The 15,022-nt window shown below is 63.0% G+C and carries 17 protein-coding genes and 1 pseudogene; 16 read left to right on the top strand and 2 right to left on the bottom strand.

Going from position 1 to position 15,022, the window contains the following annotated elements; genetic code table 11:
• Nucleotides 1-9: 9 nt before the first annotated feature.
• From RH950_RS19785 to RH950_RS19815, 7 genes are all read left to right on the top strand, one after another.
• Nucleotides 10-555 (top strand): DUF6512 family protein, encoded by a 546-nt coding sequence (locus RH950_RS19785; protein WP_350059474.1) that lies wholly within the window; start codon nucleotides 10-12, stop codon nucleotides 553-555.
• A 33-nt stretch (nucleotides 556-588) separates the two neighbouring features.
• The gene (locus tag RH950_RS19790; protein ID WP_350059475.1) at nucleotides 589-807 is read left to right on the top strand and encodes a helix-turn-helix domain-containing protein; all 219 of its coding nucleotides are present in this window, start codon (nucleotides 589-591) and stop codon (nucleotides 805-807) included.
• 222 nt (nucleotides 808-1,029) lie between these two features.
• Nucleotides 1,030-1,320, top strand: a complete 291-nt coding sequence (locus RH950_RS19795) for a DUF6512 family protein (RefSeq protein WP_350059476.1) — start codon at nucleotides 1,030-1,032, stop codon at nucleotides 1,318-1,320.
• 65 nt (nucleotides 1,321-1,385) lie between these two features.
• Nucleotides 1,386-1,751, top strand: a complete 366-nt coding sequence (locus RH950_RS19800; RefSeq protein WP_502889821.1) for a type II toxin-antitoxin system HigB family toxin — start codon at nucleotides 1,386-1,388, stop codon at nucleotides 1,749-1,751.
• The gene (locus tag RH950_RS19805; protein ID WP_350059477.1) at nucleotides 1,752-2,162 is read left to right on the top strand and encodes a helix-turn-helix domain-containing protein; all 411 of its coding nucleotides are present in this window, start codon (nucleotides 1,752-1,754) and stop codon (nucleotides 2,160-2,162) included.
• 662 nt (nucleotides 2,163-2,824) lie between these two features.
• Nucleotides 2,825-5,026, top strand: a complete 2,202-nt coding sequence (gene uvrB / locus RH950_RS19810; protein ID WP_350059478.1) for an excinuclease ABC subunit UvrB — start codon at nucleotides 2,825-2,827, stop codon at nucleotides 5,024-5,026.
• A gap of 299 nt (nucleotides 5,027-5,325) precedes the next feature.
• Nucleotides 5,326-6,303 (top strand): calcium/sodium antiporter, encoded by a 978-nt coding sequence (locus RH950_RS19815; protein ID WP_350059479.1) that lies wholly within the window; start codon nucleotides 5,326-5,328, stop codon nucleotides 6,301-6,303.
• An 8-nt stretch (nucleotides 6,304-6,311) separates the two neighbouring features.
• Here the strand turns inward: RH950_RS19815 and RH950_RS19820 are convergent, their stop codons facing one another.
• Together RH950_RS19820 and RH950_RS19825 are read right to left on the bottom strand one after the other, a co-directional pair.
• Nucleotides 6,312-6,674, bottom strand: a complete 363-nt coding sequence (locus RH950_RS19820) for a dihydroneopterin aldolase (RefSeq protein ID WP_350059480.1) — start codon at nucleotides 6,672-6,674, stop codon at nucleotides 6,312-6,314.
• A 2-nt stretch (nucleotides 6,675-6,676) separates the two neighbouring features.
• Nucleotides 6,677-7,513, bottom strand: a complete 837-nt coding sequence (locus tag RH950_RS19825; protein ID WP_350059481.1) for an SDR family oxidoreductase — start codon at nucleotides 7,511-7,513, stop codon at nucleotides 6,677-6,679.
• A 461-nt stretch (nucleotides 7,514-7,974) separates the two neighbouring features.
• On the opposite strand from RH950_RS19825, the pseudogene uvrC reads away from it, so the two are divergent.
• From uvrC to RH950_RS19870, 9 genes and pseudogenes are all read left to right on the top strand, one after another.
• Nucleotides 7,975-9,870 (top strand): annotated as a pseudogene (uvrC, locus tag RH950_RS19830) (excinuclease ABC subunit UvrC); the annotation flags it as partial.
• 75 nt (nucleotides 9,871-9,945) lie between these two features.
• Nucleotides 9,946-10,578 carry a CDP-diacylglycerol--glycerol-3-phosphate 3-phosphatidyltransferase gene (gene pgsA / locus RH950_RS19835; RefSeq protein WP_350059482.1) on the top strand — a complete coding sequence of 211 codons (633 nt, stop codon included), beginning with the start codon at nucleotides 9,946-9,948 and terminating at the stop codon, nucleotides 10,576-10,578.
• Between the two features lie 37 nt (nucleotides 10,579-10,615).
• Nucleotides 10,616-11,122 carry a molybdopterin-guanine dinucleotide biosynthesis protein B gene (mobB, locus tag RH950_RS19840; protein ID WP_350059483.1) on the top strand — a complete coding sequence of 169 codons (507 nt, stop codon included), beginning with the start codon at nucleotides 10,616-10,618 and terminating at the stop codon, nucleotides 11,120-11,122.
• Between the two features lie 3 nt (nucleotides 11,123-11,125).
• Nucleotides 11,126-12,397: a molybdopterin molybdotransferase MoeA gene (locus RH950_RS19845; protein WP_350059484.1), complete on the top strand. Its 1,272-nt coding sequence runs from the start codon at nucleotides 11,126-11,128 to the stop codon at nucleotides 12,395-12,397.
• The gene (gene moaD, locus RH950_RS19850) at nucleotides 12,394-12,645 is read left to right on the top strand and encodes a molybdopterin converting factor subunit 1 (RefSeq protein ID WP_350059485.1); all 252 of its coding nucleotides are present in this window, start codon (nucleotides 12,394-12,396) and stop codon (nucleotides 12,643-12,645) included. Before RH950_RS19845 ends, moaD begins: the two co-directional genes overlap by 4 nt.
• A 4-nt stretch (nucleotides 12,646-12,649) precedes the next feature.
• Nucleotides 12,650-13,096 carry a molybdenum cofactor biosynthesis protein MoaE gene (locus tag RH950_RS19855; RefSeq protein ID WP_350059486.1) on the top strand — a complete coding sequence of 149 codons (447 nt, stop codon included), beginning with the start codon at nucleotides 12,650-12,652 and terminating at the stop codon, nucleotides 13,094-13,096.
• Nucleotides 13,097-13,413: 317 nt separating this feature from the next.
• A complete protein-coding gene (locus tag RH950_RS19860; protein ID WP_350059487.1) occupies nucleotides 13,414-13,779 on the top strand; it encodes a ParB/RepB/Spo0J family partition protein in 366 nt (121 codons plus the stop codon).
• Between the two features lie 84 nt (nucleotides 13,780-13,863).
• Nucleotides 13,864-14,220, top strand: a complete 357-nt coding sequence (locus RH950_RS19865; protein WP_350059488.1) for a CidA/LrgA family protein — start codon at nucleotides 13,864-13,866, stop codon at nucleotides 14,218-14,220.
• Entirely contained in the window at nucleotides 14,220-14,939 is a 720-nt protein-coding gene (locus RH950_RS19870) for an LrgB family protein (protein WP_350059489.1), read from the top strand. Before RH950_RS19865 ends, RH950_RS19870 begins: the two co-directional genes overlap by 1 nt.
• Nucleotides 14,940-15,022 lie beyond the last annotated feature (83 nt).

Consider the following 15,022-nt stretch of genomic DNA (forward strand, 5'->3'; position numbering starts at 1 on the left):
CATGAAAGAATGACACCGCACTCCCGCGCCATTCTTTACTGGGAGTTCTCCGGCGCCCTCTTCATCATCCTCGCCGGCTCGGCCCTGCATTTCGCCTTCGGCTGGTCCGGAGGATGGCGCCCGCTGGCGCTGATTGCCGCCGTCAACGAGTCCATCTGGGAGCACCTGAAGCTCGCCTTCTGGCCCGGGCTGCTCTGGGCCGCGCTGCCGCGAAAGACGCGCGACCTGCATCTGGCGGACCGGCTCGCCACAAGGGGCGTGACGCTCGTCTTGACGGCCGTCCTGATCGTGGCAATCTTCGAGAGCTACACGGCGATCCTCGGCGACAATTTGCTGCCGCTGGATATCGGGACTTTCGTGCTGGCGGTGCTGGCCGGTCAACTCGCCGCCGCCGCGCTGACGATGCGCGGAGCGCCCGGCCCGGCACTGCGTGCGCTCGGGCTCGGCCTCCTCGCCCTGCAGGTCGCCGCCTACGGGGCCTTCACGTTCTACCCGCCGGATTTCTGGCTGTTCACCGACAGCCGGAACGGATTGCAGGGCCTTCCGCCGATGTGACGCGGGGCACCGGAAAGGTCAGAGAAGGAGCAGATGATGGAAATGCGCCCGATCAAGACAGAAGCCGACCACGCGGCGGCGCTGGCGCGGATCGACGCCTTGATAGACGCGGCGCCGGACAGCCCCGAAGGCGATGAACGCGACGTGCTCGTCACTCTGGTGGAAGCGTGGGAGGCAAAACACACCCCGATCCCCGCCGCCGATCCGGTCTCGGCCATCCGCCACGCCATGGAGGCACAGGGCTACACCTAAAGCGACCTCGCCCGCCTGCTGAATTCCCGCTCCCGTGCGAGCGAAGTGCTGCTCGGCAAGCGTGAGCTGTCGAAGGCGGCGATGTGGCGGTTGCATACGGAATGGAAGGTGCCGGCGGAATGTCTGATTGCGCCGCGAGAGGATCGCGAGCGTGGGGCGACTTAGTGGATAGCGACCTGAATTAAGTCTCGTGTCCCCGCAATTCCCACGGAGTTAAGTTTCGTGTCCCCGCAATTCCAACTGATCGTGGCGATCTTCGAGAGCTATACGGCGATCCTCGGCGACAATCTGCTGCCGCTGGATATCGGAACCTTCGTGCTGGCGGTGCTGGCCGGGCAACTCGCCGCCGCCGCGCTGACGATGCACAAACCGCCCGGCCCGGCGCTGCGCACGCTCGGGCTCGGCCTCCTCGCCGTGCAGGTCGCGGCCTACGGCGCCTTCACATTCTACCCGACGGATTTCTGGCTGTTCACCGACAGCCGGAACGGGTTGCAGGGCCTTCCGCCGATGTGACGAGGCGCCGTTTGCGCGGCAGATTCCGCGCGCTTTGGAAGCAATTGCATGGCGGAGTCAGGTGCGTGTCCCTTTGCCCCCACACCACACTTGCACCCAAATCGGGAACATATTATATTCGGCTCATGCGGATCATTGCGCGCAAGACCCTGGTGGATTTCTGGTCACAGCCAAGCCGGGGCGATGCGAAAGCCGATCTGACGGCATGGTTCAACGCGGTGAACGGGCCGGGCTGCGACTGGGCGACACCCGCCGACGTGAAAGCCAGCTATCGCAATGCCAGCATCGTCGCGGACAACCGGGTCGTGTTCAATATTCACGGCAACACGTACCGGCTGGTGGTGAAGATCAACTACCCCTACCGCGTGGTCTATATCCGCTGGATCGGCACGCACGCGGCGTATGACAAGATCGACGTGACAAAGGTCTGAATGCGCGGCACGCAGGAAAGGCCGGATGAGGAGCAGATGATGGAAGTACGCCCGATCAAGACAGAAGCCGACCACGCGGCCGCACTGACGCGGATCGACGCCCTGATGGACGCGGCACCAGACAGTTCCGAAGGCGACGAACTCGACGTGCTCGTCACTCTGGTGGAAGCGTGGGAGGCAAAACACATCCCGATCCCCGCCGCCGATCCGGTCTCGGCCATCCTCCACGCCATGGAGGCGCAGGGCTACACCCAAAGCGACCTCGCCCGCCTGCTGAACTCCCGCTCCCGAGCGAGCGAAGTGCTGCTCGGTAAGCGTGAGCTTTCCAAGGCGGCAATGTGGCGGTTACATACGGAATGGAAGGTGCCAGCGGAGAGTCTGATTGCGCCGCGTGAGCGTGGGGTTGCTTAGAAGACTGAGAACGGGCGTTTGGCGTGTGTCCCCTTAATTCCCGAGTTTGCGGAAATGCGGTAGCGAAAAAATGCAGACTTCTGACTTTATAGCGTCACTCGCGCTTGTTGTATCCGGTGCTGCTTTGGCCTTAGAAGTTCGCCGCTGGCTGCAGTCAGGCCCCCGATTTGCTCTATCAGTCATGGCCGACGCGGAAATGTACCCGATGGATGACGGAAGAGAAAAATTGATGCTTTCTACCGTAAACCAGGGTGACACACCAACAACGCTAACTCACATGATAGTTTTCGGTTATTCCTCACGGTGGACCCGCCTGCTCCGCAAGCCTGAGCTTACCGCGATCGTTAATCTCCAATCCATCTCACACATGGAACTTCCGCATGAGCTTGGCGTGAACCGACAATGGATGGGCCTAATGAACTATGACGATAAACTTTCCGAGTATCGACGGAGAGGCCTCCTTTACGTAGGTGTTATCGCTTCTCATTCTAATCGGAACTTTCTAGTAAGAGTTCCAACACGGAGGGAAGACGTTCCAACCAACAAGGTCGGATAACGTCCAAAACTACTCATGGCTTAAGTGCAAATTTGGTTGCGTGTGTTTGACCATAATCGAGTATCTCTTTCTTCCCTCTCCCGCCCCCACCCCCTACATTCCCCTCATGAGCACGCAACTCGACGATCCCCGCCCGCTGCCGCTGTACGGCGCCGTGAAGCCCGACCTCAAATCCGATGCCGCGCCGCAGGACCGCGGGCGGCCGTTTGAGATTGTCTCAGAGTACAAACCCGCCGGCGATCAGCCGGCGGCGATTGCGGAGCTGATCGGTGGGATTACCCAGGGCGAGATGGATCAGGTGCTGCTCGGGGTCACCGGCTCGGGCAAGACCTTCACCATGGCGCATGTGATCCAGCAGGTGAAGCGTCCTGCCCTGGTGCTGGCGCCGAACAAGACGCTTGCGGCCCAGCTCTATGGCGAGATGAAGAGCTTCTTCCCGCATAACGCGGTCGAGTATTTCGTCTCCTATTACGACTATTACCAGCCCGAGGCCTACGTCCCGCGCACGGACACGTTCGTCGAGAAGGAAGCGACGATCAACGAGCAGATCGACCGGATGCGGCACTCCGCGACCCGGGCGCTCCTGGAGCGGGACGACGTCATCATCGTCGCGTCGGTCTCCTGCATCTACGGTATCGGGGCGGTCGAGACCTACGGCAAGATGACGGTGAATGTGAAGACCGGCAGCACCATCGACCAGACCAGGTTGATGCGCCAGCTGGTGGAACTGCAATACAAGCGCAACGATGCCAGCTTCCATCGCGGCACCTTCCGGGTGCGCGGGGATTCCATCGAGATCTATCCGGCCCACCTAGACGACCGGGCCTGGCGGCTGTCCCTGTTCGGCGACGAGGTCGAGAGCATCCAGGAGTTCGATCCGCTGACCGGGCACAAGTCCGCCGAGCTGGAGCAGGTCCGGATCTTCGCCAACAGCCACTATGTGACGCCGAAACCGACGCTGCATCAGGCCGTGAAGCTGATCAAGCAGGAGCTGAAGCTGCGGCTGGACGAGATGCACAAGGCGGGCAAACTGCTGGAAGCGCAGCGGCTGGAGCAGCGCACCGTCTTCGATATGGAGATGATGGAGGCGACCGGCTCCTGCGCCGGGATCGAGAACTATTCCCGCTATCTCTCCGGCCGCAATCCGGGCGAGCCGCCGCCGACCCTGTTCGAGTACCTGCCCGAGAACGCCATGCTGATCGTGGACGAGAGCCACGTCACCGTGCCGCAGATCGGCGCCATGTACAAAGGCGACTTCGCGCGCAAATCGACCCTGTCCGAATTCGGCTTCCGGCTGCCCTCCTGCCTCGACAACCGGCCGCTGAAGTTCGAGGAATGGGAGGATATGCGGCCGCAGACCGTGTTCGTCTCCGCCACCCCCGGCCCGTGGGAGCTGGACCGCACCGGCGGCGCCTTCATCGAGCAGCTTGTCCGCCCGACCGGCCTGATCGACCCGGTCTGCATCATCCGGCCGACCGAAACCCAGGTCGACGACGTGATCGCCGAATGCAAGACCTGCGCTTCACTCGGCCAGCGGGTGCTGATCACCACGCTGACCAAGAAGATGGCCGAGGCGCTGACCGAATATATGCACGAGGCCGGCATCAAGGTGCGCTACATCCATTCCGACGTGGATACGCTGGAGCGGATCGAGATCATCCGCGACCTGCGGCTCGGCATCTTCGACGTGCTGATCGGCATCAACCTCTTGCGCGAGGGGCTGGATATCCCGGAATGCGCGCTGGTCGCCATCCTGGACGCGGACAAGGAAGGCTATCTGCGCTCCAAGACCTCGCTGGTGCAGACCATCGGCCGGGCGGCCCGGAATATCGAGGGCCGGGTGCTGCTCTATGCCGACCGGATGACCAACAGCCTGCAATACGCCATCGACGAGACCAACCGGCGCCGGTCCCGGCAGGAAGAGTATAACCGCGAGCACGGCATCACGCCGGAAAGCGTTAAGAAGAGCATCGGCGACATTCTGGAAAGCGTCTATGAGCGCGGCGACCATGTCACGGTCGAGACCGGCTCCGACGAGGGCGAGCTGGTCGGCAAGGACATCAAGCAGGTCATCGCCGAGCTGGAGCAGGCCATGCATGCCGCCGCCGCCGATCTGGAATTCGAGGAAGCCGGCCGCCTGCGGGACGAGATCAAGCGCCTGGAAGCGGCCGATCTCGGCATGACGCTGGACGGCAAACCGCTGCCGAAAGGCGCCGTGGTCCGAGTCAAGGGGCCGGTACAGCCGCCCCGGGGCAAACCGGACAGGGGCAAGGCACAGAAGCGAAGCGCCGGCCGGCGCCGCGGCTGAATCCGCCGAAAACCGGGCCCGTTCCCGGAATCGACATGAAAGCAAGGGCTTCGTCGCGCCCACCGCTGTCGCCGCCGGGTGCGCCGTGAATCGCGCGCCCGGCCATCAAAGCCATTGAAAGCGCAGGGTAAGGTCTAATATCTAGGGGCAGTCATTTGGGCCCGCCTGTCCCCTCGCCGCGATTGGGGAGCGCGTGCCTGTCCCGAACCCGTTGGCGACCATCGCCGTTGGAAGGCTGTTTCCGTGACTGCAGAATGTCGTCATAAGTTGCCATATTGTATGCAACTGGGAGTTCCCGCTTGATTGCCCCCCTCGCCCTTGCAATCGGCGGGCTGGTGCTCCTGCTCGTTGCTGCGGAAATCATGATCCGCGGCGCGGTCGGCGCCTCCCGCATCCTGAAGATTTCACCGCACGTCATCGGCCTTACCGTGATCGCCTTCGGCACCTCCGCGCCGGAACTCTTCGTCAGCCTGAAAGCTGCGCTGCACGGCCATGACGGTATCGCCGTCGGCAATGTCGTCGGCAGCAACATCGCCAATATCCTGCTGATGATCGGCACCGTCGGGGTGATCTATCCCTTTGCCTGCGGCGATCCGGCACTACGGCGCGACGGTTTCGTGCTGCTCGGCTCCACCATCGTCTTCGTCATCCTCTGCCATTTCGACATGATCTCCCGGTGGCAGGGCATCATCATGCTGGGCGGGCTGATCGGCTACCTGGCCCTTTGCTATATCGGGGACCGCCGGAACTGCGCCAATGACGACAGCATCCACGCCAAGGAAGTCGACGAGTTCGACAATCTGCCGGACAGCATGCAGAAGGCGGCGATCTACACGATCATCGGCCTGGTCGGCGTGGCCTTCGGCGCCAAGCTGCTGGTCGACGGCGCGGTCGATATGGCCCGGCTGCTCGGCGTTTCGGAGACAGTGATCGGCATCACCATGGTCGCCCTCGGCACTTCCATGCCGGAACTGGCCACCACCGTGGTCGCCGCCGTCCGCCGCCATAATGACGTCGCCCTCGGCAACATCATCGGCAGCAACATCTTCAACACGCTCGGCATCATCGGCGTGGTCTCGATCGTCACGCCTCTCAGCATCCCGCAGGAGATCATGCAGTCCGACATCTGGGTCATGCTCGGGGTGACAGTGGTGTTCGTCGCGGCCGCGCTCGGGCTGAAGACACTCGGCCGGCCGCTGGCGGTGGTTTTCTTCGCCGGCTATGCGCTCTTCACCATCGGCCAGTTCACCGACCTGACGGCGCTCTTCACCGGCTGAGAGCCGCCTCAGCGCTCATACAGCAGGCTGAAGCCGACGGCCTCGCAATCCTCGTAGACATCGGGCTTGCGGGTGGTCACCCGGGCCCGGCGCACGACAGGGCGGGCCGCGATCATCTGCACGATGGCGTGGCACAGGGTTTCCTGCAGGTTGAAGCGGCGGTTTGCCACCAGGTCCAGGATCTCGGTGCGGACGAAATCATAGTCCAGCACCCGCTCGATCGAATCGGCGGCTCCCGTCGGATCGACATCGACATCCATCTCGACGCTGACCAGCACCCGCTGCGGCGTGCCGCGCTCGAAATCGTGGATGCCGATATCCGCGACCACCGCGAAATTTTCCAGCAGGATCCTTGCGTTCGTAATCGGCACGCCTAGCGGCCTCCCCCGTCCGGATTGTCCATGAAGGCGATATCGCGCGGCAGGGCCTGCAGGACCTGGCCGCCATCGATGGTGATGCATTGCCCGGTGAAGGCCGGTGCCGCGAGGATGAAGCGCAGCGCCGCCAGGATCTGCTCCGGTGTCGAGCCCCGGCCGAGCATCAGGGAGGCCTGGGAGCGCTCGAATTCCTGCTGGCTCTGCGGCCCGCTCGGCAGGGTGACACCCGGCGCGATGCTCGCCACCCGGATATCCGGCGCCAGCGCCATCGCCAGCATCTGGGTCATGCCGTGCAGCGCGAATTTGGTCAGGGAATAGGAAAGATAGTCCGGGTTCGGGCTGAACACCTTGTTGTCCAGCAGGTTCACGATGCAGCAGTCGGTGCCGGGCGCGATTCCTTCCGCCGCCTGTCTGCCTACAATTTCGGCAAATGCACGCGAAAGAAGCGCTGGCGCCCGGACATTCACGGCATGGTGCCTGTCGATCTCCTCGGCGGTCAGAGTTTCCAGGTGATCCTCTTCGAACAGCGCTGCGTTGTTCACCAGCAGGCCGAGAGGCGGCGCCCCGGCGCTCGCTCGTTCGGCCAGCCCGGAGACGGCCGCTGCGTCGGAAAGATCGCCTCCCAGGGCCTCTGCCGAGCCTCCAGCGCCGCGAATCTCACGCACTAGGCGCTCCGCGTCAGTCTCCGACGCGTTGAAATGCACGGCCACGTGCCAGCCGTCCGCGGCAAGCCCCCGACACAGCACCGCCCCGACGCGGCGGGCACCGCCTGTCACCAGGGCGGTCCGTTTTTCAGCAGCGTTTCTGGTCATCTGGAAACCGGTTTCACTCATGCACCCGAACTTAGCCTTGCAAACCCTATCCTTGCGCACCGGGCGCGCAAAGCCACGACTGCGCTAGGGACAATTTTTGCACATTTTGCATCAATAGCCGCAAAAGAAAGGGACGGATCACGACTCTGTCATAAATAGTCATCAGAATCAGTGCTCTAGGATATTTTTTATTGTATTTCAATTAGTTAGTATACTTGCTCAAATTTTGAGCAATACGGGCAAAGTGAGAGAAAATGGGCTCTCGACCCCTGCACAAGAGTGTTATCAACAGCTTTGTCCACATCAAACGGGGATAGAGTCGGGCCACGATGCCGGCTTAAGGTTAACGGCTCCGGCATCCCGCGCGAGACACCGTTTCCGCCCCCCGCCAGATCCGCTACAAAGGCCGTATGTCGACATCGAAGCCAGAGACACAACAGTCAGAGACGACTGCGGAGACAGTCCCGAAAGCGGACATCGAACGCGGCGTCAAGGTTATCCGGAAGCTGGTCAAACTGCTGCCGAACGCCCCCGGCGTCTACCGCATGATGGATGCCGCCGGCGAGGTGCTCTATGTCGGCAAGGCGCAGAGCCTGAAAAAGCGGGTCGCGAACTACACCTTCCCGGCCAAGCTGCCGCACCGGATCTTCCGGATGGTCAGCGAAACCATGCGCATGGAATTCGTCAGCACCCATACCGAAGTCGAAGCGCTGCTGCTCGAAAGCAACCTGATCAAGAAGCTGCGGCCGCGCTTCAACGTGCTGCTGCGCGACGACAAGTCCTTCCCCTATATCCTGCTGACCGGGGATCACGACTGGCCGCAGCTGGTGAAACACCGCGGCGCCCGCAAGCGCAAGGGCGACTATTTCGGCCCCTTCGCCTCGGCCGGCGCGGTGAATCGCACGATCACCGCCCTGCAGCGCGCCTTCCTGATCCGGAACTGCACCGACGCGACCTTCGCCAGCCGCACCCGGCCCTGCCTGCAATATCAAATCAAGCGCTGCGCCGCGCCCTGCGTCGACTATGTCGGCAAGGAAGACTATGCCGAGCTGATCGAACAGGCGAAGGCGTTCCTCACGGGTTCCAGCCGGAAGGTCTCGCAGCAGCTCGCCGCACGCATGCAGGAAGCGAGCGACGCGCTCGATTTCGAGAGCGCCGCCCGGTACCGCGACCGGATCCGGGCGCTGGCCCATGTTCAGGCGCATCAGGACATCAATGTCGAAGGTGTCGAGGATGCGGACGTCATGGCGCTGCATGGCGAGGGCGGCTCCGCCTGCATCCAGGTTTTCTTCTTCCGCGGCGGCAGCAATTACGGCAACCGGGCCTATTTCCCGAGCCACGACAAGAGCCTGGAGCCGGGCGAGATCCTGGCCGCCTTCATCGGCCAGTTCTACGACGACAAGCCGCCACCAAAACTCGTCCTGGTCAGCCACGACATGCCGGAACAGGCCCTGATCGCCGAAGCCCTCGGCACCAGGGCCGATCGCCGGGTCGAGGTCCTGCGCCCGCAGCGCGGCTCCAAGCGCAAGCTGATGGAGCACGCGCTTTCAAACGCGAAGGAAGCCCATGCAAGACGGCTGGCCGAAAGCGCGTCCCAGCGCCGCCTGCTGGACGGCCTTGCCGAGGCACTGGATCTGGACGCCCCGCCGGAGCGGATCGAGGTCTATGACAACAGCCATATCCAGGGCACCAATTCCATCGGCGCCATGATCGTGGCCGGCCCCGAGGGGCTGATGAAAAACGCCTACCGCAAATTCAACATCCGCAATGTGGTCCCGGCGGACACGCCTCTGCCACAGGCGGTCGAGCCCGACGAGAACGGCGACGCGCCGGTTCAGGCCGGTGACGATTACGCCATGATGCGGCAGGTGCTGACCCGCCGCTTCGGCCGGGCCCTGAAGGAAGATCCCGACAAAAGCTCTGGAAACTGGCCGGATCTGGTGCTGATCGACGGCGGCCAGGGCCAGTACAAGGCCGTGCGGGAGGTATTCGACGAACTCGGCATCGAGGATGTGGCGCTGGTCGCCATCGCCAAGGGACCGGACCGTGATGCCGGACGGGAGCGGTTCTTCTCCGGCAAACGGGCGCCCTATTCCCTGCCGATCAACGACCCGGTGCTCTATTTCCTGCAGCGGCTGCGGGACGAAGCCCACCGTTTCGCCATCGAGACCCACCGGGCAAAACGGACGAAGGCCATCGGCCAGTCGAGGATCGACGAGATCCCCGGGATCGGTGCCAAGCGGAAGAAAGCCTTGCTGCATCACTTCGGTTCCGCCCGGGAGGTTTCCCGCGCCGGGCTGCAGGATCTCGAGGCAGTCGACGGAATCAGCGGGACAGTGGCCAAAAAAATCTATGATTTCTTCCACGACGAGGGCTGATTGGTGTAGCGTTTCGGCAATGGAATACGATGATGAAATCATCGTCCCACACACTTTTCAGACCGACGCAGAGATATGACCGGCCTCCCCAATCTGCTCACCATGTCGCGCATCCTCGTGATCCCTCTCATTGTAGGGTGCATCTGGTATGGCGAAGACACCTACAGGTGGATCGCGTTCGGCCTCTATGCCTTCGCCGGCATTACCGATTATCTCGATGGCTATCTTGCCCGGTCCCTGAACCAGCACTCGGATTTCGGCCGGCTGCTGGACCCGATCGCCGACAAGCTCCTCGTCAGCGCCTGTCTGCTGATCCTCTGCTCTCTCGACTATATTTCCGGCTACAGCCTGCTGCCCGCACTGATCATCCTGCTGCGGGAAATCCTGGTGTCCGGGCTGCGCGAGTTTCTGGCCGAGATCCAAGTCCGCATGCCCGTGAGCAAACTGGCAAAATGGAAGACGGCCTTTCAGATCGGCTCGCTCGGTTTCCTCATCGTCGGCTCGGCAGGCCCCGGCTGGCTGCCGACCGTGCTGATCGGCGAAGGCCTGCTCTGGGCCGCGGCCATTCTGACGCTGATTACCGGCTACGACTATCTGCGCTCGGGCCTGCTGCATGTTACTCCGGAAGCCGAGGCCGAACGCGCCCGACGGAAAGCCGGCGGCACCGGTAAAAACGCCGCCAGCAAAAGCGCCCCTGTGGATGCATGACTTGAGTCCGGCCCGTCCGGCCCTCTAGAATTAGCCCATGAAAATCTTCGGCCTTGTCGGATGGAGCGGCAGCGGCAAGACGACCCTGCTCGTCAAGCTGCTCCCAGAACTTGTCACCCGCGGCGTTCGCGTCTCGACCATGAAGCATGCCCATCACGCCTTCGACGTGGACAAGCCGGGCAAGGATTCCTTCGAACATCGCGCCGCCGGGGCCAGCGAGGTGCTCGTCACCTCGGCAAACCGCTGGGCGCTGATGCATGAGAATCGCGACACGCCCGAGCCGACGGTCGAGGAACTGATCCGGCATATGAGCCCGGTCGACCTGCTGATTATCGAGGGATTCAAAGAACACGCACACGACAAGATGGAGATTTACCGGGAGATCACGGGAAAATCCCTGATCCAGCCGAACGATCCGCTGATTCGGGCGGTGGCGTCGGACGGCCCGGTCGCGGCGGCGACTGTTCCCGTGCTCGATTTGAACGATATTGCAGGGCTGGCGGACTATATTCTCGACTTCACTGGATTATCGAAAGCCGCGTGAGCCATGTCGCAACTGACAGATGACTGCTTCGCCTTCGGCGGGAAGCTGATCCCGGTCGCGGACGCGCTTGCCCGGTTTCGCGAGATCCTGGTGCCGGTGGTCGAGCCGGAAACCATACCGCTCGCGGATGCCCTCGGACGTGTGCTCGCGGCGGACGTCATCGCCGGTCGGTCCGTGCCGCCGCATGACAATTCCGCCGTGGATGGCTTCGCCGTCTATTTCAACGATCTGGCCGAAGGCGCCGATACGGTGCTGCCGGTTACCGCCACCATCGCAGCGGGGCATCCCCTGGACAGCCCGCAGAAACGCGGTACGGCAACAAAGATCTATACCGGCGCCCCGATGCCCACCGGCCCGGACGACACCGCTCCCGATACGGTCCTGATGCAGGAAGACTGCCGCGTCTCCAGTGATCGCGTTGTCATTCCGAACGGCATCAAGCGCGGTGCGAACCGCCGCTTTGCCGGTGAAGACGTGAAAAAAGGCGCCCGCATTCTGGAAGCCGGCATGCGCCTGCGGCCGCAGGACATCGGACTTGCCGCCGCCGTCGGACGGACGGAATTCACCGTCTGCAAGCCGCTGCGCGTGGCGATCTTCTCGACTGGTGACGAGGTACGCGATCCCGGCACGGACGCGCCCGACGGCACGATCTACGATTCCAACCGCCACACCGTCTCCGCCCTGCTGCGCGGTCTCGGCTGCGCGGTGATCGACATGGGCATCCTGCCCGACAGGTTCGATGCCATTCGCGGCGGGCTTGAAGATGCAGCCGGCAAAGCCGACATGATCCTGACGACGGGGGGCGTTTCCACCGGTGGCGAGGATCATGTGCGGAGCGCTGTCGAGGCTCTGGGCTCCCTGCATTTCTGGCGCCTCGCGATCAAGCCGGGGCGGCCGGTTGCGCTTGGCCAGGTTGGCAAGGTGCCCTTTATCGGCCTGCCCGGAAATCCCGTTGCCGTGATGGTAACGTTCCTCCGGGTTGCACGGCCTTTGATCCAGCGGCTCGCCGGTGCGGTTGATACGGACCCGGCACTGTTTCCCGTCCGGGCGGCCTTCGGCTACAAGAAGAAGCAGGACAGGCGCGAATATGTCCGCGTCACCCTGAAGCGCACCGGCGCGGGCGGTCTCGAAGCCGTGAAGTTCGACCGGGAGGGTGCCGGAATACTCTCCTCAATGGTGGCGGCCGACGGGCTTGTCGAGCTGCCGGAAGACTGCACCGGCGTCAAAGCCGGAGACATTGTCGACTACCTGCCCTTCAGCGAGGTTGGACTGTGAAAATTCTGTATTTCGCCTGGATGCGCGGCAAGACCGGCATCGGAGAAGAAGATGTCTCCCCGCCCGAGACCGTGACCGACGTCGCCGGACTGGTGGCCTGGCTGAAGACCCGTGGTCCCGGCTTCGAGGACGCGTTCTCCGACATGAAGATCGTGCGCGCCGCCGTGAACCAGGAATTCGTCGAGCTCGACGCACCCGTCGGCCCGCATGACGAAGTCGCCTTCTTCCCACCGGTAACGGGGGGCTGACGCCATGATCCGGGTGCAAAGGGAAGATTTCGATCTCGCCACCGAACTCTCCGCGCTCAGCGCCGGAAATCACAATATCGGCGGCATCACCAGCTTCGTCGGCTTGGTGCGCGACATGGCCGACGGCCAGCAGATCGGCGCCATGACGCTGGAGCATTATCCCGGCATGACCGAGAAGATGCTGGAACAGATCGACGCGGAAGCCAACAAGCGCTGGCCGCTCGAGGCCAGCCTGATCATTCACCGCTACGGCCGGATGGAGCCGGGCGAACAGATCGTCCTCGTTGCCTGTGCCTCCCCGCACCGGGAAGCCGCCTTCGAGGCCTGCAATTTCCTGATCGACTGGCTGAAGACCAAGGCCCCGTTCTGGAAGTTGGAAGAGAAAGACAGCGGCGCCGAATGGGTTGATGCGCGGGAGAGCGACGAGGATGCCGCGGCAAAGTGGGATTGAGCACCTGAACCGAGCCTTGCCCGCCACCTGATTTGTCGCTCTCGGACAAGTTTTTACCGCCCTCGAAAAACTTCCTCCGGAACGATACAGCCCTCTGAATTAGCAAGTTAAATTTCGCCTTTTCCCATGCACAGACTGCATGCGCCCCATGCATAAAACGCAATTGCTGCCGACTGCCCCGTCACTCATACGGGGGGCGGCAATTACACGGGCCGATTGGCCGTTCGCACACTCTTGCGGACGGCCTTTGCTCTTCCCGGAGCAGCGCACGCCCGTCGCCGGATGAGAAACCGACGATGTGGCAGGGAGACCCGGCGATGAGCATTCGCTTGGTAGTGCGCGATTTACTGGACGTGGCGACGGAGTGCGGCCTTGAGGATTATCCTTATTGGGCAGGCAGCGAACGCCGTATCACCGACGCGGACATCAACCGCGCGCTGGCCGAAGACCGGCTGATCGCCCCCGACGACAATCGTGACCCGAACACCCCGATGAGCGCCGACGACCACGCTGCGCGAGTCGCCTGGCTGGTGCGCCACGGCGACCGGAAGCGGATGAGCATCATCATTCGCAACGGCCGGCTGTGCGACGGCAACCACCGTTTCGCCGCGTGCCTGTTTGCCGGGATCGAATATGTCCGCTGCGTCATGATGGAAACCGAAGAGCTCGCCGCCGCGGCCTGACTGCGTCATCTCCGGGCAGCTGTTGTTTATGAACGGAGACAGGCGCTAGACTCCGGATCGTCATATCCTCCGGAGGTCTCCCAGATGATCGCTGCCATTACCCTGCTGCTCGGCTGTCAGCTGCTGGGAGAGTTGTTCATTGCCGCTACCGGGCTGCCCCTTCCGGGCCCGGTTGTCGGCATGGTCATCCTGTTCATCGGGCTGATGATCCACGGCAAGGTGCCCGCGCCTGTCGCCGTCGTTTCCGACACATTGCTCCGCAACCTGTCCCTTCTGTTCGTCCCGGCCGGGGTGGGAGTGATGCTGCATCTGGCCCTCATCGAGCGGGAATGGCTCGGCGTCACGGCCGCCCTGATCGGCAGCAGCGCCATTACCGTCGTGGTCACGGCATTCCTGATGGTTGGCCTGAAGAAACTCGCACGGATCGGGGGGGAAGACTGATGGATGGCGGTTTCAGCGATATCTGGGTCTATCTCTCGGCGAGCCCGCTGCTGCATCTCTTCCTCACCCTGCTCGCCTATCTCGGCGGCCAGAGGCTCTATGAGCGGTTCGACATGTATCCGTTGCTGAACCCGGTGCTGATCGCGGTGATTGCCCTGGTCGCGGTCCTGACCGTGACCGGGACGCCCTATCTGGTCTATTTCGAAGGCGCGCAGTTCGTTCATTTTCTGCTCGGCCCGGCCACCGTCGCGCTGGCGCTACCGCTCTACCGCCAGATCTCGCGGATCAGGAAATCCCTGGTGCCGATCCTGCTCAGCGTTCTCGTCGGCTCCCTGGTCGCGACCGGCAGCGCCGTTGCCATAGGCTGGGCCTTCGATCTGTCGGAAGCGACGCTGATCTCCATTGCGCCGAAATCGGTCACAACGCCCATCGCCATGGGCATCAGCGAGAAGCTCGGCGGCCTGCCGTCCCTGACCGCCGTGTTCGTCATCCTGACCGGCATTCTCGGCGCCATGATCGGGCCGCTTCTGCTCGACCTGTTCCGCTTCAGGGACTGGGCCGCGCGCGGCTTTGCCATCGGCATTTCCGCGCATGGCATCGGCACCGCCCGGGCGATGCAGGTCAGCGATGTCGCCGGCGCCTTCTCCGGTCTCGCCATGGGGCTGAACGCCCTGGCCACGGCAATCCTGTTGCCGCTGCTCTGGCGATTGTTCTTCTAGACTGTCTCCCTTGCGTCGCGCATCCCGGGAGGAGACGGCGCCACGAGACAAGACATGACGGACGATAAACCCTAACCTCCCTC

Source organism: Nisaea sp. (assembly GCF_040217065.1).
GTDB lineage: Bacteria > Pseudomonadota > Alphaproteobacteria > Thalassobaculales > Thalassobaculaceae > Nisaea.

Bases quoted from the DNA above. Each gene is read 5' to 3' on its own strand.
- RH950_RS19785 (WP_350059474.1), top strand. From the start codon at position 10: ATGACACCGCACTCCCGCGCCATTCTTTACTGGGAGTTCTCCGGCGCC.
- RH950_RS19870 (WP_350059489.1), top strand. From the start codon at position 14,220: ATGGATGGCGGTTTCAGCGATATCTGGGTCTATCTCTCGGCGAGCCCG.
- RH950_RS19865 (WP_350059488.1), top strand. From the start codon at position 13,864: ATGATCGCTGCCATTACCCTGCTGCTCGGCTGTCAGCTGCTGGGAGAG.
- mobB (WP_350059483.1), top strand. From the start codon at position 10,616: ATGAAAATCTTCGGCCTTGTCGGATGGAGCGGCAGCGGCAAGACGACC.
- uvrB (WP_350059478.1), top strand. From the start codon at position 2,825: ATGAGCACGCAACTCGACGATCCCCGCCCGCTGCCGCTGTACGGCGCC.
- RH950_RS19825 (WP_350059481.1), bottom strand. From the start codon at position 7,513: ATGAGTGAAACCGGTTTCCAGATGACCAGAAACGCTGCTGAAAAACGG.
- RH950_RS19845 (WP_350059484.1), top strand. From the start codon at position 11,126: ATGTCGCAACTGACAGATGACTGCTTCGCCTTCGGCGGGAAGCTGATC.
- RH950_RS19805 (WP_350059477.1), top strand. From the start codon at position 1,752: ATGCGCGGCACGCAGGAAAGGCCGGATGAGGAGCAGATGATGGAAGTA.
- RH950_RS19790 (WP_350059475.1), top strand. From the start codon at position 589: ATGATGGAAATGCGCCCGATCAAGACAGAAGCCGACCACGCGGCGGCG.
- pgsA (WP_350059482.1), top strand. From the start codon at position 9,946: ATGACCGGCCTCCCCAATCTGCTCACCATGTCGCGCATCCTCGTGATC.
- RH950_RS19855 (WP_350059486.1), top strand. From the start codon at position 12,650: ATGATCCGGGTGCAAAGGGAAGATTTCGATCTCGCCACCGAACTCTCC.
- RH950_RS19860 (WP_350059487.1), top strand. From the start codon at position 13,414: ATGAGCATTCGCTTGGTAGTGCGCGATTTACTGGACGTGGCGACGGAG.